Origin of the sequence: Maribellus comscasis (genome assembly GCF_009762775.1) — a bacterium.
Taxonomy (GTDB): domain Bacteria; phylum Bacteroidota; class Bacteroidia; order Bacteroidales; family Prolixibacteraceae; genus Draconibacterium; species Draconibacterium comscasis.
Genome location: NZ_CP046401.1, coordinates 4,635,886 through 4,655,251, shown reverse-complemented (window position 1 = coordinate 4,655,251; position 19,366 = coordinate 4,635,886). Strand labels below are relative to the sequence as shown.

The 19,366-nt window shown below is 39.3% G+C and carries 16 protein-coding genes; 7 read left to right on the top strand and 9 right to left on the bottom strand.

The genetic code is table 11. The annotated features are described in order from the left end of the window. Positions 1 to 23 precede the first annotated feature (23 nt). From GM418_RS18580 to GM418_RS18565, 4 genes are all read right to left on the bottom strand, one after another. Positions 24 to 608: an RNA polymerase sigma-70 factor gene (locus GM418_RS18580; RefSeq protein WP_158868744.1), complete on the bottom strand. Its 585-nt coding sequence runs from the start codon at positions 606 to 608 to the stop codon at positions 24 to 26. A 157-nt stretch (positions 609 to 765) separates the two neighbouring features. Continuing rightward, positions 766 to 1,689 carry an RraA family protein gene (locus tag GM418_RS18575; protein WP_158868743.1) on the bottom strand — a complete coding sequence of 308 codons (924 nt, stop codon included), beginning with the start codon at positions 1,687 to 1,689 and terminating at the stop codon, positions 766 to 768. Positions 1,690 to 1,703: 14 nt separating this feature from the next. Further along, positions 1,704 to 3,008: a bile acid:sodium symporter family protein gene (locus GM418_RS18570; RefSeq protein ID WP_217447517.1), complete on the bottom strand. Its 1,305-nt coding sequence runs from the start codon at positions 3,006 to 3,008 to the stop codon at positions 1,704 to 1,706. A 36-nt stretch (positions 3,009 to 3,044) separates the two neighbouring features. Further along, on the bottom strand, positions 3,045 to 4,451 hold the full coding sequence (locus GM418_RS18565) for a mandelate racemase/muconate lactonizing enzyme family protein (RefSeq protein WP_158868742.1): 1,407 nt from the start codon (positions 4,449 to 4,451) through the stop codon (positions 3,045 to 3,047). Positions 4,452 to 4,703: 252 nt separating this feature from the next. On the opposite strand from GM418_RS18565, the gene GM418_RS18560 reads away from it, so the two are divergent. Then, positions 4,704 to 6,824 (top strand): M3 family metallopeptidase, encoded by a 2,121-nt coding sequence (locus GM418_RS18560; protein WP_158868741.1) that lies wholly within the window; start codon positions 4,704 to 4,706, stop codon positions 6,822 to 6,824. A 50-nt stretch (positions 6,825 to 6,874) separates the two neighbouring features. Here the strand turns inward: GM418_RS18560 and GM418_RS18555 are convergent, their stop codons facing one another. From GM418_RS18555 to GM418_RS18535, 5 genes are all read right to left on the bottom strand, one after another. Next, positions 6,875 to 7,723 (bottom strand): mechanosensitive ion channel family protein, encoded by an 849-nt coding sequence (locus tag GM418_RS18555; protein WP_158868740.1) that lies wholly within the window; start codon positions 7,721 to 7,723, stop codon positions 6,875 to 6,877. A 2-nt stretch (positions 7,724 to 7,725) separates the two neighbouring features. After that, positions 7,726 to 8,490, bottom strand: coding sequence for a DUF432 domain-containing protein (locus GM418_RS18550; RefSeq protein ID WP_158868739.1), 765 nt, complete (start codon positions 8,488 to 8,490; stop codon positions 7,726 to 7,728). 106 nt (positions 8,491 to 8,596) lie between these two features. Continuing rightward, positions 8,597 to 9,112, bottom strand: coding sequence for a DUF4252 domain-containing protein (locus GM418_RS18545; protein ID WP_158868738.1), 516 nt, complete (start codon positions 9,110 to 9,112; stop codon positions 8,597 to 8,599). Positions 9,113 to 9,138: 26 nt separating this feature from the next. Beyond that, a complete protein-coding gene (locus tag GM418_RS18540) occupies positions 9,139 to 9,726 on the bottom strand; it encodes a hypothetical protein (RefSeq protein ID WP_158868737.1) in 588 nt (195 codons plus the stop codon). A gap of 4 nt (positions 9,727 to 9,730) precedes the next feature. Continuing rightward, a complete protein-coding gene (locus tag GM418_RS18535) occupies positions 9,731 to 10,321 on the bottom strand; it encodes an RNA polymerase sigma factor (RefSeq protein WP_158868736.1) in 591 nt (196 codons plus the stop codon). Positions 10,322 to 10,789: 468 nt separating this feature from the next. Here GM418_RS18535 and GM418_RS18530 point away from each other — a divergent pair, with 468 nt between their 5' ends. From GM418_RS18530 to pheT, 6 genes are all read left to right on the top strand, one after another. Then, on the top strand, positions 10,790 to 12,043 hold the full coding sequence (locus tag GM418_RS18530) for an outer membrane protein assembly factor BamB family protein (RefSeq protein WP_158868735.1): 1,254 nt from the start codon (positions 10,790 to 10,792) through the stop codon (positions 12,041 to 12,043). A gap of 103 nt (positions 12,044 to 12,146) precedes the next feature. Beyond that, entirely contained in the window at positions 12,147 to 13,448 is a 1,302-nt protein-coding gene (locus GM418_RS18525; RefSeq protein ID WP_217447516.1) for a glycoside hydrolase family 140 protein, read from the top strand. 90 nt (positions 13,449 to 13,538) lie between these two features. Next, the gene (locus tag GM418_RS18520) at positions 13,539 to 14,906 is read left to right on the top strand and encodes a glycoside hydrolase family 28 protein (protein ID WP_158868733.1); all 1,368 of its coding nucleotides are present in this window, start codon (positions 13,539 to 13,541) and stop codon (positions 14,904 to 14,906) included. A gap of 17 nt (positions 14,907 to 14,923) precedes the next feature. Next, entirely contained in the window at positions 14,924 to 15,448 is a 525-nt protein-coding gene (locus tag GM418_RS18515) for an ATP/GTP-binding protein (protein WP_158868732.1), read from the top strand. Positions 15,449 to 15,538: 90 nt separating this feature from the next. Continuing rightward, positions 15,539 to 16,714 carry a purple acid phosphatase family protein gene (locus tag GM418_RS18510; protein ID WP_158868731.1) on the top strand — a complete coding sequence of 392 codons (1,176 nt, stop codon included), beginning with the start codon at positions 15,539 to 15,541 and terminating at the stop codon, positions 16,712 to 16,714. 134 nt (positions 16,715 to 16,848) lie between these two features. Beyond that, positions 16,849 to 19,299 (top strand): phenylalanine--tRNA ligase subunit beta, encoded by a 2,451-nt coding sequence (gene pheT / locus GM418_RS18505; RefSeq protein ID WP_158868730.1) that lies wholly within the window; start codon positions 16,849 to 16,851, stop codon positions 19,297 to 19,299. The last annotated feature ends 67 nt before the right edge of the window (positions 19,300 to 19,366 follow it).

Sequence of the window (19,366 nt, the reverse complement as noted above, 5' to 3'; positions counted from 1 at the left end):
ATATAAAAATCGATTTTTTAAAATTATAGATTTAAAAGCTCAAATAACAGCAGTAAAGTCAGGTAATCCTTTAACTCCAGCCTCAGGATTTTTAATGCATTTGAGATTTGTGTCTCTACTGTTCTTTTCGACAAGCCAAGCTTTTGGGCTATTTCATCATTTTTTAACCCACCAAGGCGACTAAGACTAAAAACTTCACGGGTTCTGGGAGACAGTTTTTCGAATGCTCGTTTTAACTCCGATTGAAGTTCTGAATTGATATAAATATCAGCCTCATAAAGAAAATGTTCTTTGACAACTTGCTTCAAATCTGCAATCACATTTTCTTTAATTTTTTCCTTTTTCAGATAATTAAAAGAACTATTTTTAACGGAAGCAAACAAATAGTTTTTTAAGGAGTAGTTATTTGAAATATTGCTTCTCTTTTCCCATAGCCTTACAAAAAAATCCTGCACAATTTCTTCTGCTTCCGAGGTACTTAAAACAATTTGTGAAGCAAAAACTATCAATCCAGGATAATAGAACCGGAATAGTAGTTCGAAAGCAGTTTTATCGCCCGAGATCATTCGCGCAACAAGAACTTTTTCATCTATTCCGTTTATTTGCATAAGTTAAAAAAACAAAGCTTTTAGTTTTTTCCGAAAATTAAATCCAACTAAAAGTTATCTTACAATCTTCAAAATTAAGAATTATTCCAAAAGAGGAATTGGCTTCCGTAAAATTGTTTGGAGATTTGCTTTTTGCAGAAAAAATGAGCTGGAACGGCTACCACGTTCTGTTTTTCATATACTCGTCCAGTTCTTCACGCGACATAGGCAAACTGTCTTCATTCTCGTCGAGCCATTTGATAAAAGCGCTTTTTATTTCTTCAGTCCATTGTGTATCTATTTGCCCGGGAGTATAAACTCCTTTTCTGAGCATTTCATGTCCAAATTGGTCGCGTAATGCAATAAACTCTCCTGTAATAACGACTTTCTGAACCAGATGAGCCGGAATAAAAATTACTCCTTCGCGTTTGGCCAGAACCACATCACCGGGAACGACTGTTGCCTGTCCTACCCGAATAGGGGAATTTATCTCTGTAACCATCATTTCCATAATAAATGTAGGATCGAAACCCCGGACAAAAGCATTAAAACCTTCAATTTTTGAAAGGCCTTCCAAATCGCGAGCACCGGCGTCGAAGACCACTCCGGTTTTTGATTTTGCATAAATGGAATTCCCCAGGTTATCACCTATTAATGTACCGTTAAAAACCTTTCCAAATCCGTCGGCCACATATACATCTCGCTCTTTTAGCATGTCGATGGGCCAGGAATTTGAAGCGCCGATTCGCCCCTGTTCTTTTCCCAAATCCATAATTTGTTTGTTAATATCCGGCCGTGTCGGCATGTATTGAACCGTAAGTGCTCTTCCCACAAAAGGCTGGTTGGTATGAATCATTTCCCAACCACTTTCAAACTGACTGTGATACCCTTCGCCACGAAGTACCCCCCAGGCTTCCTCAATCGATAAATTTATCAGGCGGTCAAGTAATTCATCAGGAACTATTGGGCGACCACCGGCATCCCGTTCGCCGTTCCATTCCGGTGTATAAAATTTCATCATTTCAACCGTAGGCTCTATCTGTGAAAATAACATTCCGGAAAAGCAGGTAATTGTTGTAATAATCAGAATAAGTCTTTTCATTTTTTATCTGTTTGTTATTTGTTTTTTTGATGATTATTTTTTTGAATCCCGGTTTTTTTATTTCTCCACCAGGTAGCCAGTGATGAACCGGTAATATTCATCATTGGTCCAAAAACTGCCGGTGCCAATCCTACTGTAGCAACTTTTCCCATTTGCAGTGCCAGCCCCGATGCCAACCCACCGTTTTGCATACCTACTTCCAAAGCTATGGTTCGGCAATCCTGCTCATTCATTCTCAATACAAAACGGGCAATGGTGTATCCCAAACCATACCCAAACATATTGTGTATAAAGCAAGCAAGTATCAGCAGCAGGCCTACTTCAAGCAAACTGTCGCGTCCGGCAGCAGTAATAATGGTTATTATAATTCCGATTCCAAGCATAGAGATAAATGCCAGTGCCTTGTTTAACCACTCTTTGTTTCCTTTGGCAAAATACTTAAAAACAAATGTTCCCAGGTAAGGCAACAACATAAACCAGAATATGTCAGTTCCAATTCCTTTTAAGAAAAAAATGAATGATATATCAGAAGTTTGAAAAGCAATAAAATTTTTCAAAACAATAATAAGTAAATAACTGATTAGCTGAGTTATCCTTCCTTTAAAAGACACCTTACTAATAGAAAAAATATTAAAAATGAGGCCGGCGATAATTGGTAAAATAACCATATTAAAAATATCAAGCATCATACTCCAAAAATCAACTTCAATAAATTGTCCGGCCAGTGTTTTCATCAAAAACGGAGTTAAAAGTGGCGACAACAGGGTTGCAAATGCTGTTAAAGTGACCGAAAGTGCCAGATTTGCTTTGGCAATAAATGACATTACATTTGATGCCAGCCCACTGGGTGATGAACCTACCAGAACAATACCGGCTGCAATTTCAGGCGGAAAATTAAACATGCTTGCAATTGTTATTCCCATTAGTGGCATGAGAGTAAACTGGCAAATTACACCTGCTATTACCCCTTTAGGCATTTTAATTACGCCGGCAAAATCGGACAAGCTCATTTGAGACCCCATTCCAAACATGATGATTTGCAACAAAGGAACAATCAGAAGCTTAAACTCAAAACTCCCGGCTGCGAGGAAGTATTTTGGGTAGTACATGGAAACTGTAACTGCCGTAAAAATCCAAAGTGAATAAGAAAAACCTTTAAATGTCGGAAAACCGCGTACAGCAATTGCCAGTGTTATAAATCCTAAAATAAGCGCAGGCCCCTTGTATTCTTGTTTCCCCGCAATTGAAAGAAAGATAAATAAAACAAAAAATAGGCATGCTAAAGTAAGCAGGTAATAGTAGAATCTATTTTTTTTCACAAAATTAAGTTTAGGTTTATGGTCAATATTTTTTGATTAGCTCCATTGACGGTCCCAGGAATTTCTCTGGTTCCATTCATCGGTTGGGGCAAATAGCTTTTCTCCTTTTTTTAAATGTTCTTTAACTACTTCTTCATTTAAATCAATTCCCAAACCGGGTGTTTCAGGAACGCCCACAAAGCCATTTTGCAAAATGGGTTTATCACAAACAACATAATCTTCCCAATATGGTGTATCCACGTCGTGGTGTTCAAGAGCGACAAAATTTTGCGTAGCGGCTGCACAATGTATATTTGCCATAAACGAAACCGGTGTTCCTGCAAAATGCATCGCCATTGCAATTCCTTTCTCCTCGGCATAATCGCCAATTTTTTTGGTTTCCAGAAGACCACCGGCGGAAGCCAAATCAGGATGAACCATATCAACAGCATGTTCATCGCACAATTTTATAAAAGCCTCTTTTCCAAAAATATCCTCCCCGGTTAAAGTGGGGGTATTGACAGCTTGTGTAATTTCCTTCCATTTTTCAGTGTAAAACCACGGAACCATATCTTCAAGCCAGGCCAGTTGGTATTTCTCAACAGCTTGGCCCAAGCGGATAGCTGTATTTGTGTCAAAATGCCCAAAGTGGTCGGCAGACAATGGAATTTCATAACCTACTATTTCGCGAACGGTATGAACATATTCCACCATTTTCTCAAGCCCCAAATCGGTAATCTGAATTCTGGTAAACGGATGTTTGGTGTTACTTAAGTTGCCAGGCCGACTTTGATCCCATTCACTCTGGCCGCTCCAAAATTTTTCACCAATCAGTGCCCCCGGAATATCTTTAATAAGGCCTATTCCAAAATCCATTTTTAGAAATGTGAATCCCTGTTCCATTCGGTAGTTCATTCTTTTTGCATAAACTTCAGGATCTTTTGATGAAGGTGTGTCTGCATAAATCCTGATTTTGTCGCGATATTTCCCACCCAAAAGCTGATAAGCAGGCACTCCGTATGCCTTCCCTGCCAAATCCCACAAGGCCATTTCAATTCCGGAAACACCTCCTCCCTGCCGGCCGTGACCGCCAAATTGTTTTATGGCTTTAAATATTTGTTCAACATTACAGGGATTTAATCCCAGAATACGGCTTTTTATCATTAGGGCATAACGAGGATCCGCGATGTCACGCACTTCTCCCAGCCCGTAAATATCCTGGTTGGTATAAATTTTTATGATTGGTCCATCGGTCGTATTTGCGACTCTTAAATCGGTAATTTTTAATTCGGTTGGATTTGAAGTTCGGCTTACTTTCTGTGTCGTATATTCAACATCAGCGGCTACATTGTTTGATTTTGCCAGAAAAGCAATTCCGAGTCCGCCTAATACTGATTTTTGCAAAAAATTTCTACGTGACGATTTTGAAACCGGAGACGCTTTTTCGTTGTCAGGCTTTTTCATAATGGTAGTTGGTTTAATTCGTTGAATTCAAATATAATGAAATTTGAATTCTATTCCTGTTTCTGTTTCTATTATTACCGATTAGTTTTTTGTTTAATGTACAAGAATCATAATTCTCTTAACCAAAATTCATTATATTTCGCGCCTGTTTTTTAACCAATGTCTATAGGTGAATCGGGAATAAGAACGTACTTCATAAAAAATGTGCTTATTAAATTGCTGTTGAAACTATTTAATTTAAAATAATTCGAAATGAAAAAACTGCTGTTTGTTATTTTTGTCTTAGGCTTGGCGCTGGTATCGTGTCAAAGTCAGAAAAAGGAAAATTCGACTACTATGGAGAATCCGTTTTTTAAGGAGTGGACTACCCCGTTTGGAGTGCCTCCGTTTGACGAAATTAAAGTTGAACATTATGTCCCGGCTGTAAAAGAGGGAATACAGCAACAACAGGCTGAGATTGATGCAATTGTTGCAAATACAGCCGATCCTACGTTTAAAAACACCATTTTGGAAATGGATAAATCAGGGGAATTATTAAGCAAAGTAAGTGGTGTTTTTGGTCCGCTAAATTCAGCAAATACGAATGAAGAGATGCAGGCTGTGGCCCGTGAAATCTCACCGCTCACAACCCAACACCGGGATAATATAATGATGAACCCCGAACTTTTTAAAAAAGTAAAAGCGGTGTATGAAAAAAGAAACGATCTGGGTTTGGATGCAGAACAGTTGCGCGTTACTGAGAAATACTACAAGGATTTTGTAAGAAGCGGGGCAAATCTTTCGGCAGAAGATCAGGAAAAATTGAAAAAGATAAATACAGAACTCTCCGGCTTGAGCCTAAAATTTGGAGAGAATTTGCTGGCTGAAACCAACAAAAATTTTAAACTGGTAATTGATAATGAAGCTGACCTGGCTGGCTTGTCCGGCGATGTTATCGCACGCGCAGCAGAAGATGCAAAAAAATCAGGAGAAGACGGCAAGTGGGTTTTCACATTGGCCAAGCCAAGTATGATTCCGTTTTTGCAGTATGCTGAAAATCGCGATTTGCGAGAAAAATTGTACAGTGGTTATTTTATGCGTGGCGACAACGGCAATGAAAACGACAATAAAGAGGCAATCCAGAAAATTATAAAACTACGCGACGAGAAAGCGGAATTACTTGGTTTTGATAGCTACGCCGATTATGTAATTGATAACAACATGGCAAAAACTCCCGAAGCTGTTTATGACTTTTTAATGAAACTTTGGGAACCGGCGCTGGATATGGCAAAACAGGATGTAAAAGAGATGCAGGCGATTATCGATCGCGAAGGCAATGACTTTAAACTCGCTTCCTGGGACTGGTGGTATTACAACGAAAAACTGCGCAAAGAAAAATTCAATCTCGACGAAGCCGAAATAAAACCCTACTTCAGTTTGCAAAATGCAAAAGATGGCATTTTTTACGTGGCCAAAAATCTTTATGGATTAAAATTCATAAAACGAGATGATCTTCCAACGTACCACGAAGAAGCAGAAGCATACGAAGTGCAGGAAGCTGACGGCTCTTTGCTTGGCGTTTTATACATGGATTTCCATCCACGCGACGGGAAAAGAGTTGGTGCCTGGTCAACCGGATTCCGTCAGGCTTCTTATACCAAAGATGGAAAACGGATTCCAAGAATTGGCTCGATTGTAATGAACTTTACACGCCCCGCCGGTGATACTCCTGCCTTGCTGAGTTTTGATGAAGTTTCAACCCTGTTCCACGAATTCGGCCATGCCCTACACGGTTTATTTACCGATGGACCTTACGATAGAACTGCCGGAAGTGTGCCACGTGATTTTGTTGAACTTCCTTCACAAATTATGGAAAACTGGGCTGCCGAACCGGAGGTGATGAAAGTATACGCCAAACATTATCAAACCGGTGAGCCTATTCCGGACGAGTTAATCGAAAAACTGCAGAAAAGCGGCACATTTAACCAGGGTTTTATCACCGGAGAATATGTGGCTGCCTCGCTTTTGGATTTGGATTATCATACAGCAGAAAACGCAAATATTGCTGATGTTCGTGTATTTGAAAAAGCATCCATGGATAAAATCGGTTTAATTGCTGAATTTATTCCGCGCTACAGAAGCACTTATTTCTCGCATATTTTTGCAGGCGGATATTCTGCAGGATACTATGTGTATTACTGGGCAGCAGTACTCGACACCGACGCATTCTACGCATTTAAAGAAACAGGTGATTTGTTTAATCCTGAAGTTGCAGCCAAGTTCCGTGAGCTGCTGGCTAAATCAGGTTCCGACGAAGGAATGAAGGTGTATGTTAATTTCAGAGGAAAAGAGCCTTCAATAGAGCCATATCTGAAAAAGAAAGGATTGATGTAAACAAAGAATTAAAAAAAAGAGGTTGCAATTGCAGCCTCTTTTTTTGTGAACTATTTTGTTTTTTTAATCTCCTCAACAACCAGCGGAAAAGGTTTTGTTGCTTCTCCGGTATATAAACTCAGGTGCGGGAACGGTATTTCAATACCTTCGGCATCAAAAGCTTCTTTTATTTCCTGAAAAATAGAATTTTTTACTGCCAGATAATTGGCCTTCTCAAACCATATACCAAGCAAAATATTTATTCCACTGTCGCCAAAATCTTTAAAAACAATAAGTGGTTCAGGTTCATCCAAACTCAAAGGGTTGTTTTTGGCCACCTGTTCCAAAACTGTTTTTACCTTTCGAAGATCTTCTTTGTAAGCCACACTTACATTAAAATCGAGCCGGCGAATAGGAAACCTTGTAACATTGGTAACTTCGCTGCTTATTACTGTTTGGTTGGGAATTCGCAGCAACAGATTATCAAAAGTTTTAATTTTTATTGAAAGTAAATCAATGCTGTAAACTACTCCGCTTTTATCGCCTATTTTTATTACATCGCCCAATTCAAACGATTTTTCAGAGACAAGAAAAAAACCACTTATAATATTCCCTATACTGGTTTGCGAAGCAAATCCTATAATTATTCCAATTACACCGGCCGCACCAAAAATTGTTGTGAGCTTATCGCTAAGGTTTAATGCCGATATCAAAATAAAAAAAAGAAAAATATAACCGGAATACTCAACAAACCGCGTTACAATCATTTTGCGTTGCCTGGACCATTTTTGGGGAAGAAATTTTTTGACAATAAAAGTAAGGGCATGGATGATAATAAATCCAACAATCAGGATTATTAATGCAATTACTATCTTTTCAATAATCGGATTGGAGATATATTTTGACAAGTCCAGATTCATAATTAATCGATTTTGTAGATGTTTTTAATAAAATGAAAATTAATTTTCAGCAGATTCTTACTACTGGTATTTCTTGGTTTTGTCAATATATCCTGTTTTTCTCCATCATAAGTTTTCGAATAATGATAATCTGCAGCACTTAAAATCTGTTGCCCCTTGTATTCTACCTGCACCAGGCTGGTCACAATCTTATCGGTATTTTTATACAAGGTAAGGTGTTCAACACGGATGATTTGTCGTTGTATTTCGAGTGTATTTAAAGAGTTATTAAATATAGAAACCGGGCAAATAGCTTCAAAAGGAGATATTTCAACGGTCTCAAAATTTAAAAAATATTCATACCCCAGAGCAAATGCTGCTTCTCCGTTATCTGGTTCGCCAAACCATGTATCAGAAAGACGTCTGTAAGGAATTTCCTTTAACAGATTTTCTCCGGCATTTTTTGAATAATAGACCTGGATTGTAATGGGTATTTTCAGAAAAAAAGTAAACTTTTGTTTGGGTGACACCTTCAACTGAGATCCTTTAAAAACCATCGGTTTTACCGGTAGTGCCGGTGCAAGGACAACAGAATTGGATTTTCCCGTTTGAAAATATTCAGCATTGCCAAAATCAGGTTGCTCATCCTGCTCTGACAAATTCTCTTTATAAAGCAGACGCCAGCCCTCTTTTTCCCTCTTTACCCAAAGCGTAGAATTGCCAAGAATAAAAGATTTTGTATTTCCCGGGGTAATCTGATGTTTACCAAATATTTCGTTTGTACTCATAGACTTATTTATAACGCTTTAAAATTACGAAATACTTGGAAATCTCAAGTATGGCGCATAAAAAAGTCCGGGGGGTTCCCGGACTTTTACCTCAAAGTTATCCTTTTTATTTTTTTATATCAACATCAATATCACCTAGATCAACATCAAGCGACCTGGTAATTTTGCCAATATTTTCCGGATCAATTATACCGGAGATACTAATTAAAGCATTGTCGTCGCCACCTACTACCAGTAACAAATCTGAAATTTTCCCGTTTCCGGCGTCTTTCGCCAGAAAACGCACGACTTCATCGTCTTCAGTAACTTCCATCAACACTTCAAAATCCTTGTCTTTAAAAAATCCGTCTCGTTCCAATTCAGCATAAAAATCGATGTTTTTATTCAGTTCGTCATCTTCAACCGAAAGAACACGCACTCCTCTCAAACTGGCCAGTAAATCTTTTGTAGCTTCGTCTCCGGTATCAAACTGAGCAGCAAAACTCAACAGTTTACCGGAAATGCTAACGGTGGTAAATCCTTTTTGGTTGGCATATTTTTCAAACAACTTGTCAACCGGAGATTTTTGTGCAAGCACTGCCATCGGCAATACAACTGCAATTAATAATATCAGCTTCTTCATGGTTTCAATTTTATGTATTCGTTTATTTATTTTTTTGTTTTTATTGAATCATCCTCAGTCGTATTCGACTGTACCTGAGCATCTTCAGCCTTTAACCTGCTAATTTCATCAAAGAATTCATTTACCGGTCTAACTCCTTCTTTTATAGGCTTGGCAGCCACCTGTAATTTTTCAAAATTTGATAATTCTGCCAGTCCTTCACTATATTTTCCTGAAACATACTGCATTGTTTGCCTGACGTAAGCATAAGCAACTTCCGGGTCATCGAATGTGTCTTCAAAAGGCTGCTGATTTTGTTGCTGGTAAAAAAGAAATCCTCCCAAAACAATGATTACAGATGCCGCAATTCCGGTAACCGTTTTCCACATCGAACGATATTTTGTTTTTTCCTGGTGTTCGTTTTCCAGGATGTAATCCATTACATCATCTTCAATGGTCGGATCATCCGCTAATTCAGCAAGTTCCGAAATCCCTCCAAAAAATTCAGCATATTCTTTCAGTTCATCTGCCACATCTCCTCCACTAAAGTAGGCTTCTAACTTTCTTTCATCTTCCAGTGTACTTTCACCGTTAAAATATAATTGTAATAATCGTTTTATTTCTTTTAATTCCATTGTCTTAATTTTTTTGAATTCCGTTTACCCTTTGCAACACCGTGCCTGCATTTACTCTAAATTCTTCGGTTTTCACTCCAGCTGTTGGCCGTCCGTTTGAATTTATTTTTAGAAATTCGTCTCTAACTTTCTTTCTTGCCCTCGACAAGTTCACCCTGATTGCATTTATTTTTAAATCAGTAGCTTCAGCAATTTCTTCATAGCTCATTTGCTCAATGTCCCTGAGTTGCATCACTGTTCGTTGCAAATCGGGCAATGTATTAATGAGCTTTTGAATCTGTGCTGCCGTTTCGCTTAATTCAACCTGTTTATGAACGTCTACCGATTCTTCTTTTAATTTGCGGTCGGTCTCCGCATCTATGGGCACAACTTTGTTTGCCCTTATCACATCGAGGCAGCGGTTGCGCGTCATTCGCATAGCAAAAGCCTCAATATTTTCAATTTCTCCCAGCGTATCTCGTTTTTGCCAGAGTTTCAGGAATACATCCTGAACCACATCGCGCGCTTCGTCTTCATCTTTTAAAAAATGAGTGGCGAACCGGAGCAACTTTTTGCTTACTGGTAGAACTCTTGTTTTAAAATCTCTGGCAACCATTACGTTGTCTTTGTTTTTGTTTCTGTTTCAAAGGTAAGACGCCAGTCTTCAAATTTCATTACATGGCTATTTATTTTTTTTTATTTGAAGGAAAAATTGTTTTTAAATTGCCCTGTGAGCAAAACAGATAGAATGAATAATCTCATCAAATGCCATTCGCTGTTGGCGTGCAGTTAGCTCTCTGCATGGCTTACTCTACTCTCCTTTCTTCAATCAAAAAAATAAGGCCCCCTTCTAAAATGATTTCTTTGCGAAGATATCCAAAGCAATATTGGCAGCATTTTCATATTCACGTTTATATATTTCACATAAAAGTTTAGGTGCCCAAAAAAGTTCCGTCTTATAATCATCTTTAAATGGTTGTGCGTTTTCATTCCTGTTTTGACGGCTTTCAAAGTACGATTCATATCCAATAATTTTCTTATCTTTTGGGTTTTAATGCCAAATCGATTATTAAAGAACAAAACCATGAAAAATCAAATCAAATTATTCATTATTAGCCTTATTTTATTTAGTTCGGGAGTTCAAGCCTTGGCTCAGAAGATTTCAGAGTGGCGACCGGAAAACCGCACCGGTGTTTCTGCGGAAACCGGTTTATTAAAATCGTGGCCGGCAGAGGGACCCAAGCTTCTGTGGGAAAACCTGGAACTGACCAAAGGAAATTCCTCACCTTCGTTTGGAAACAATAAAGTTTACATTACCGGAACTGAAGATGGAATTGACATTTTATACGCCCTCGACATGAATGGAAAAATGCTTTGGCAAAAAGCTATGGGACGAGCCTGGAACGAGTCTTTTCCGGAAAGCCGGGCAACGCCGACTATAGAAGGCAACCGGGTTTACACTTGTAGCGGCATTGGCGATCTGGCTTGTTTTGACGGAAACACCGGCGAAAAAATTTGGGCCTACCAGGCAAGTGAAGAAAACAAAGGGACCTATGGCAACTGGGGAATTGCAGAATCGCTGATTATTGATGGAGAAAAACTCTATTTCTCGCCGGGAGGCCCCGAAACAAATACAATCGCTTTAAATAAAACCACAGGGGAAATTATCTGGAAATCGGAAAGTATCGATGATAAACCTGGTTATGTTTCCCCTATTCTTGTACAGTATGCCGGCAAAAAAATGCTGATTAATGTTTCCCTGGATCATGTGTACGGCGTTGATATTTCAAATGGCGATATCCTGTGGAAAGTTGGCCATGTAAATCCCCGTGAAGGACGCGACAATATTCTTTGTGTTACTCCATTGTTCAAAGATGGTAAAGTATATGTAACCGCAGGTTATAATATTGGCAGCTACCAGATAAAAATTGCCGGTGACGCGAACAGTGCAGAAATAGTTTGGACTGATGATGTACTGGATGTTCACCACGGAGGTGTTGTATTGGTCGATGGTTATATTTACGGCTCAAACTGGCTAAACAATGCCAACGGAAACTGGTGTTGCCTTGAATGGGAAACCGGCAAGAAAATGTGGGAAGAACCATGGAATTGCAAAGGTTCTGTTATTGCAGCAGAAGGAATACTTTATATCTATGACGAAAAACGGGGGAATGTAGGACTGGTAAAAGCCACACCTGAAAAATTTGATTTGGTAAGCTCTTTCAAAATCGAGCAGGGAAACAACGGTCCCTTTTGGGCACACCCTGTAATTCACAATGGAATATTATACATCAGGCACACCAATGCTTTGATGGCTTATGATATCAAAGAAAAATAAAAGAAACTCAGTCAACGTGAAAAATCCGGGTTTTATATTACTATCGGTTTTATTCCTCTCTTTTTCTTTGCAAAGTCAGGCACAAGAGTTACCCCGATTAAAAGTGTCGGAAAATAAACGCTTTTTAGCAAGTGAAAATGGCGAACCTTTTTTTTGGTTGGGAGACACAGCTTGGTTGTTGTTCTCAAAACTTAGCCGGCAGGAAGCAGACACGTACCTGAACGACAGAGCTGAAAAGGGATTTAATGTTATCCAGGTAATGATTTTACATCAACTAAACCTGACAAATGTATACGGAGACTCGGCCTTGATAATAGGAGATATTTCACAACCCAAAGTTACCTATGGAAAATCATTTGAAAATAAGGAAGCCTATGATTTCTGGGATCATGTAGATTATGTTATAGATTTAGCTGAGAAAAAAGGACTTTATATGGCACTTGTTCCGGTATGGGGATCAAACGTTCGTTCGGGAAACATAAATAAGGAACAAGCAAAAAAATATGCAACGTGGCTATCAAAACGTTATGCAAAAAAATCAAATATAATCTGGTTAAATGGCGGCGATGTAAAAGGAAGCGACAGCACAGCCATCTGGAATATTATTGGCAGGTGCATCCGGGAAAATGCGCCCAATCATTTGATCACTTTCCACCCTTTTGGCCGGACAAAGTCGTCGATGTGGTTTCACAATGCGGAGTGGCTTGATTTTAATATGTTTCAGTCGGGACACCGCCGTTACGATCAGGATGATACTGAACTGGCCTATGGACAGGACAACTGGAAATATGTGCGCGACGATTATTCGCTCTCCCCCATCAAACCAACCATAGACGGAGAACCATCGTATGAAGGAATTCCACAGGGGCTGCATGATCCTGCTGAACCATTCTGGAATGCCGGTGATGTAAGACGATATGCCTACTGGTCAGTCTTTGCAGGAGCATTTGGTTTTACCTACGGACACAGTGCGGTGATGCAAATGTATAAACCCGGAGATAAAAATCCCGGTTATGGCGTACGTGAATACTGGTATGAAGCACTGAATGCCACTGGCTCATCACAAATGAACTACCTCAAAAAACTCATGCTTTCTAAACCTTATTTTGAACGTTTCCCTGATTCGTCGATAGTTGCCGCCTCCGGGCAGGGTGAAAAATATAACTACCAGATAGCTACCCGCGGAAAAAACTACGCACTAATATACTCCTTCAACGGGCGCGACATTCAAACAGTTCTGGGAAAGATAGACGGTTCAAAAGTGCAGGCATCATGGTTCAACCCGCGTTCAGGCGAATTTACATTTATAGGGGAGTTCAAAAATGAGGGTATCAAAAAATTTGATCCTCCGGGTGAAACAAAAGATGGAAACGACTGGGTTTTAATTTTAGATTCAGCAAACTAATTCTTTTTTCCATATTTTTTCAATCAAACAAATTATGGTCCGTTTATACAAATTCAAAACATTAAATTTGCAGCAACAAAATCATTTGCAATGAAGTATTCTTTTCTGCTTATTCCAATCGTTTTATTTGTTTTTCTGTCATGTAATGGAGACAAGTCACCAAAAATCGTTACGGTTAAAGTGAAAGCACCTTTTGAAATGCCGGCGATAACCATCCCTGATTTTAGCAACTGCCCAAAATTCCCGATCACTGATTTTGGTGCTATTCCTGAAAACAAGGAAAAAAATACATTGGCCATAAAAAAAGCCATTCAAAAGGCCAATCAAATGGGGGGTGGTACGGTTATAATCCCTGAGGGGGAATGGATAACAAAAAAAATTCATTTTCAAAGCAATGTAAATATCCATCTTGAAAAAGGAGCTGTACTTCTTTTCTCGGGAAATCCTGATGATTACTTACCGGCAGTGCAAACTACCTGGGAAGGAATGGAGTGCTATAATTACTCGCCTTTAATTTACGCTTACGAATGTAAAAACATAGCCATAACCGGCGAAGGCAAACTAAAAGCTCAAATGGATGTTTGGGAAAAATGGTTTGCCCGGCCTCCGGCGCATATGAATAGTCTAAAACGGTTGTACAATCTTGCAGCAAAAGATGTCCCGGTGGAAGAACGCCTAATGGTAAACGACACGGCCCATTTACGCCCGCACTTTATCCAGTTTAACCGGTCGGAAAATATTTTACTCGATGGTTTTTCCATTACAAACAGCCCTTTTTGGACAATTCACCCTTATTTGTCGAAAAACGTGGTTATCCGGAATTTGAATGTTTATGCGCATGGCCATAACAACGATGGAGTTGACCCGGAAATGAGTCAAAACATGTTGATTGAAGATTGTGTATTCGACCAGGGAGATGATGCGATTGCCGTAAAATCAGGCCGTAACCAGGATGCCTGGCGACTAAATACTCCAACAAAAAATCTGGTTATCCGCAACTGTCTGGTAAAAAACGGGCACCAGCTGCTGGCAATAGGAAGCGAATTATCAGGCGGCGTGGAGAATATTTATATGAGCAATTGCAAAGTGAAAGACGACGCCAACATGTTTCACCTGGTATTTATAAAAACCAACGAACGAAGAGGGGGCTATGTAAAAAATATTTATGTGAACAATATCGGGGCCGACAAAATGAGTGAAGGTATTCTCGGAATTGAAACCGATGTGCTCTACCAGTGGCGCGACTTAGTTCCCACTTACGAGAAACGCCTGACACCCATTTCCGATATTTATCTGAAAAACATAAAGGCAAATTCGGTAAAATTTATCTCCCGGATTTTAGCCCAGGATAAACTTCCGGTTAAAAATGTTGTTCTCAAAAATATTAAAGTAGATCAAATTGAGGGAGACCATTTTATTCATAAAAATGTGACAAACTTTAAAATAGATAAAAAATAAAGTTTGCTGACAATTTTATGAAAATAGCAGTAAGCGGATCACACAGAGTTGGGAAAAGTTCATTGATTGAAAAACTGGGAGAAGTATTTCCGGATTATATCTGTAAACCTGAACCTTATTATGAACTGGAAGAAACTGGCCATTTTTTTTCTGAGATTCCTGATGTTGACGATTATATTGTGCAATTAAGATATTCAATAGAGCAAGTTGTGTCTACCGAAAGCAACATTATTTTCGACCGTTGCCCGCTCGATCTTCTCGCATACATCCAGGCATCAGATGAATTTGGAGAAATGGATATCCAGTCGCTGTTTCGGGAAGTAACCGATGTAATGAGCGAAATTGACGTACTTGTTTTTGTCGCGGTTGAAGAGCCCGACATAATTACCTGTGCAGAATCAGACTTGCCTGAACTGAGAATACAAGTTGATGAAATTCTGAGGGAATGGGTCCAGGATCTCGATTGTACGTTAATTGAAGTTTACGGTTCGCTGTCAAATCGCAAAGACATGATTCTAAAACAGATAAAAAAGATGAATTAAAATGGTAAAAATCTGTCTTTAAATTAACATTGGAAAGCCCTGTTGAACAACAAATATTTTCTACCTTTCCACCTCCAAAATCATAAAAAAATGAAACAACTTCACCTGATTATCTCAGCGCTGCTACTGTTTTTTGTTTCAAATCTGTTTTCACAGGAAGAAACATTTTCAATCACGCACGGTCCATACCTGCAAGCATTAACAGAAAATGAAGTAACGATTGTTTGGACAACCAACCGAAAAGGTATTTCGTGGGTGGAACTGGCTCCCGATGACGACACTCATTTCTATCTTACTGAACGTCCGCGTATTTATTCCGAAGGTTTTGGTTTTAAAGTTGTAGATTCGGTACATGTTGTAACATTAACCAATTTGGATCCCAATACAACGTATCGTTACCGGATTTATTCACAGGAAGTTTTAAGCCATGTTGGTACCAAAGTTTTATATGGACCTGTTGCGGCGAGTAATGTGTACCGAAAAAAACCCTTTAAATTTACAACAAGCAATCCGAAAAAAAACGACATATCATTTCTGGTTATAAATGATATTCACGGGAACAATGACTTAATGGAGAATCTTTTAAAAGGAACAGATTGGGGTAAAACAGATCTTGTTTTTTTTAATGGTGATATGACCAACGATATCCGTTCAGAAGAACAGTTATTTGGAGATTTTCTGGATAAATCAGTAGAATTGTTTGCCAGTGAAACACCGATGTATTATGCACGCGGAAATCACGAGACAAGGGGCAACTTTGCAACCACTTTTCCAAGATACTTTCCCACTCCAACCAAGCAATTGTACTATATGTTCAGGCAGGGGCCAGTTTGTTTTGTAGTACTCGACTGTGGAGAGGACAAACCCGATTCAGATTTGGAATACAGCAGAATTGTGGCTTTCGACCGCTACCGCACTCAACAGGCAAACTGGTTAAAAGAAGCGGTAAAAAAAGATATTTTTCTTGATGCACCCTATCGCGTAGTGATAGTTCATATGCCTCCGTTTGGTGGCTGGCACGGCGAACAGGAGATTAAGGACAAGTTTGTACCGGTACTTGAAAAAGCCGGCATCGATGTGATGCTTTGCGGGCATCTTCACCGACATGTTTTCAAAAAGGCAGGCGACGGACAAAATTTCCCCATTATTGCCAATGCCAATAAAGCTGTTATAAAAGCACATACTGAAAACTCAGTGCTGGTTCTTGATGTTGCAGATGAAGAAGGGAAAGTTGTACAGAACTTAAAAATTTCTGCAAGAAAATAGAGAAACAATTCAACTCATGTTTACTTTTCGTTTCGAAATTCAAGCGAAAGAAGATTAATTGAATGATCCCCGCCGCTTTCCGGTTAAATTCTCTATTTTTGTGACTTCAATTTTATTTGCAGAATTTTTTCGATATGAAGATATCATACAAATGGTTAAAAGATTACATCCAACTGGATGAATCGCCCGAAGAAGTAGCTAAAATTCTTACCCAAACCGGTTTGGAAGTGGGTGGTTTGGAAGAAGTGGAAACCGTAAAAGGTGGCATGAAAGGGCTGGTTATTGGTGAAGTGGTGACTTGTGAAAAACATCCGAACTCAGATCACCTGAGTAAAACAACCGTTAATGTTGGAACCGGCGAACTCCTGCCAATTGTTTGTGGAGCACCCAACGTTGCAGCCGGCCAGAAAGTTGTTGTGGCTACCGAAGGAACAACACTTTACATGGGCGATGATGAGTTTACCATTAAAAAATCAAAAATAAGGGGTGAAGTTTCGCAGGGGATGATTTGTGCAGAAGATGAAATCGGTATCGGAACGGACCACGAAGGAATTATTGTTCTGGAAGATTCCGTTCAGGTAGGAGTGGCTGCTAAAGATTATTACAATGTGGAATCAGACTGGATGATCGAGATCGACCTCACTCCCAACCGAATCGACGGAGCATCGCACATTGGGGTGGCGCGTGATTTGGCTGCCTTTCTGAAAAAAACAAAAGATGTAGCATATACCCGTCCATCGGTTGAGAATTTTAAAGTCGACAACCACGATCTGGAAATTCCGGTGGAAATAGGCTCCCCGGAGGCTTGCAAACGTTATGCAGCCGTAACCATTTCAGGCGTTGAAATCAAAGAATCGCCCGATTGGCTGAAAAATAAATTGCGTGTAATTGGGCTTACTCCAATTAGTAATGTAGTTGACATCACCAATTTCGTACTCTTTGAGACCGGACAACCCTTACACGCTTTTGATGCCGACAAAATTACAGGCAAGAAGGTAATTGTAAAAACAATGCCCGCAGGAACCAAATTTACAACACTGGATGAAGTGGAACGTGATTTGGATGAAAACGACCTGATGATTTGTAATACAGAAGAAGGCATGTGTATCGGCGGTGTATTTGGTGGAATAAAATCAGGAGTCAAAGATTCAACCAAAAACATTTTTCTGGAAAGCGCATATTTCGATCCGGTTTTTATTCGGAAAACTGCTCGTCGCCACGGGCTAAACACTGACGCTTCGTTCCGCTTTGAACGTGGAATTGATCCGAACGGAGTAATTTATGCGTTAAAACGTGCGGCTTTGTTAATGAAAGAATTGGCCGGCGGTACCATTTCCTCTGAAATTGTGGATGTGTATCCCGAACCTATTAAAGATTTTAAAGTTGATATTTCCTATGCAAATGTTACCCGTCTTATTGGGAAAGAGCTGGGCACCGAGCAAATCAAAAAAATACTTACATCGCTCGAAATAAAAATTGAAAGTGAAACCGAGAAGGGATTGTCCTTGCTGGTTCCTCCCTACCGGGTTGATGTACAGCGTGAAGCTGATGTAATTGAAGAAATCCTGCGTATATACGGGTACAACAATGTTGAAATCCCCTCGCTGGTAAAATCATCATTACAATACGCCGAGCAGCCCGATATGAACCAGATGCGCAACCTGGTTTCTGAAATGCTTAGTTCTCAGGGATTCAACGAAATATGGTCAAACTCATTAACCAAAGCAGGCTATTACGAAGGATTAACACAATATAAAGAAGACCAGACAGTAAAACTATTAAATCCCTTGAGTGCCGACCTGAACGGGATGCGTCAGTCATTGTTATTTGGAGGATTAGAGGCCATTGCATACAACGCCAACCGCCAGAATAAAAGCCTGAGTTTTTATGAGTTCGGGAACTGTTACTTTTTTAAAGGAACCGAACTGAAAGAACACCCTGAAACCAATTACTGGGAAGAAGAACATCTTGGGTTATTTGTTACCGGAAATAAATCAGAAGAAAGCTGGACAAGCAGGGAATCTCCGGCAACTTTCTACAGCATAAAAACTTATGCAGAAAACATTCTGAAAAAGCTGGGTATGAATCCGGAACAACTTCAGCTTTCTGAAACAGAGAACGAGCTATTTGATGAAGGATTACAATATCAATCGAACAACAAAACGATTCTCGAAATTGGAATTGTGGCCAAAAAATGGCTCAAAAAATTTGATATCGAAAACCCGGTGTATTACGCTGATTTAGATTGGGGGCGTATTATTTACGAAAAACGAAATCACAAAATAGTATTTGAAGAATTGCCCAAATTTCCGGCAGTTCGAAGAGATCTGGCTTTGTTGATTGACAAACCGGTTAAATTCAGTCAGATAAAAGAAAGTGCTTTTAAAGTGGAACGTCAGATTTTACGAAACGTAAATCTATTCGATGTGTATGAAGGAAAAGGGGTGCCTGAAGGTAAAAAATCGTATGCGGTTAGTTTTATTCTCCGGGACGACAATAAAACACTAAAGGACAAGCAAATTGATAAAACAATGAAAAAAATGCTTTCCGCTTTTGAACGTGATTTTGATGCACAATTAAGATAGACCGGAAACAATATAAATATTGTTATCCCGGGTACAAAATATCCGGGATTTTTATTCTGACAAACAA

Bases quoted from the DNA above. Each gene is read 5' to 3' on its own strand.
- GM418_RS18560 (WP_158868741.1), top strand. From the start codon at position 4,704: ATGAAAAAACTGCTGTTTGTTATTTTTGTCTTAGGCTTGGCGCTGGTA.
- GM418_RS18540 (WP_158868737.1), bottom strand. From the start codon at position 9,726: ATGGAATTAAAAGAAATAAAACGATTATTACAATTATATTTTAACGGT.
- GM418_RS18510 (WP_158868731.1), top strand. From the start codon at position 15,539: ATGAAACAACTTCACCTGATTATCTCAGCGCTGCTACTGTTTTTTGTT.
- GM418_RS18530 (WP_158868735.1), top strand. From the start codon at position 10,790: ATGAAAAATCAAATCAAATTATTCATTATTAGCCTTATTTTATTTAGT.
- pheT (WP_158868730.1), top strand. From the start codon at position 16,849: ATGAAGATATCATACAAATGGTTAAAAGATTACATCCAACTGGATGAA.
- GM418_RS18565 (WP_158868742.1), bottom strand. From the start codon at position 4,451: ATGAAAAAGCCTGACAACGAAAAAGCGTCTCCGGTTTCAAAATCGTCA.
- GM418_RS18575 (WP_158868743.1), bottom strand. From the start codon at position 1,689: ATGAAAAGACTTATTCTGATTATTACAACAATTACCTGCTTTTCCGGA.
- GM418_RS18580 (WP_158868744.1), bottom strand. From the start codon at position 608: ATGCAAATAAACGGAATAGATGAAAAAGTTCTTGTTGCGCGAATGATC.
- GM418_RS18535 (WP_158868736.1), bottom strand. From the start codon at position 10,321: ATGGTTGCCAGAGATTTTAAAACAAGAGTTCTACCAGTAAGCAAAAAG.
- GM418_RS18545 (WP_158868738.1), bottom strand. From the start codon at position 9,112: ATGAAGAAGCTGATATTATTAATTGCAGTTGTATTGCCGATGGCAGTG.
- GM418_RS18555 (WP_158868740.1), bottom strand. From the start codon at position 7,723: ATGAATCTGGACTTGTCAAAATATATCTCCAATCCGATTATTGAAAAG.
- GM418_RS18520 (WP_158868733.1), top strand. From the start codon at position 13,539: ATGAAGTATTCTTTTCTGCTTATTCCAATCGTTTTATTTGTTTTTCTG.
- GM418_RS18515 (WP_158868732.1), top strand. From the start codon at position 14,924: ATGAAAATAGCAGTAAGCGGATCACACAGAGTTGGGAAAAGTTCATTG.
- GM418_RS18550 (WP_158868739.1), bottom strand. From the start codon at position 8,490: ATGAGTACAAACGAAATATTTGGTAAACATCAGATTACCCCGGGAAAT.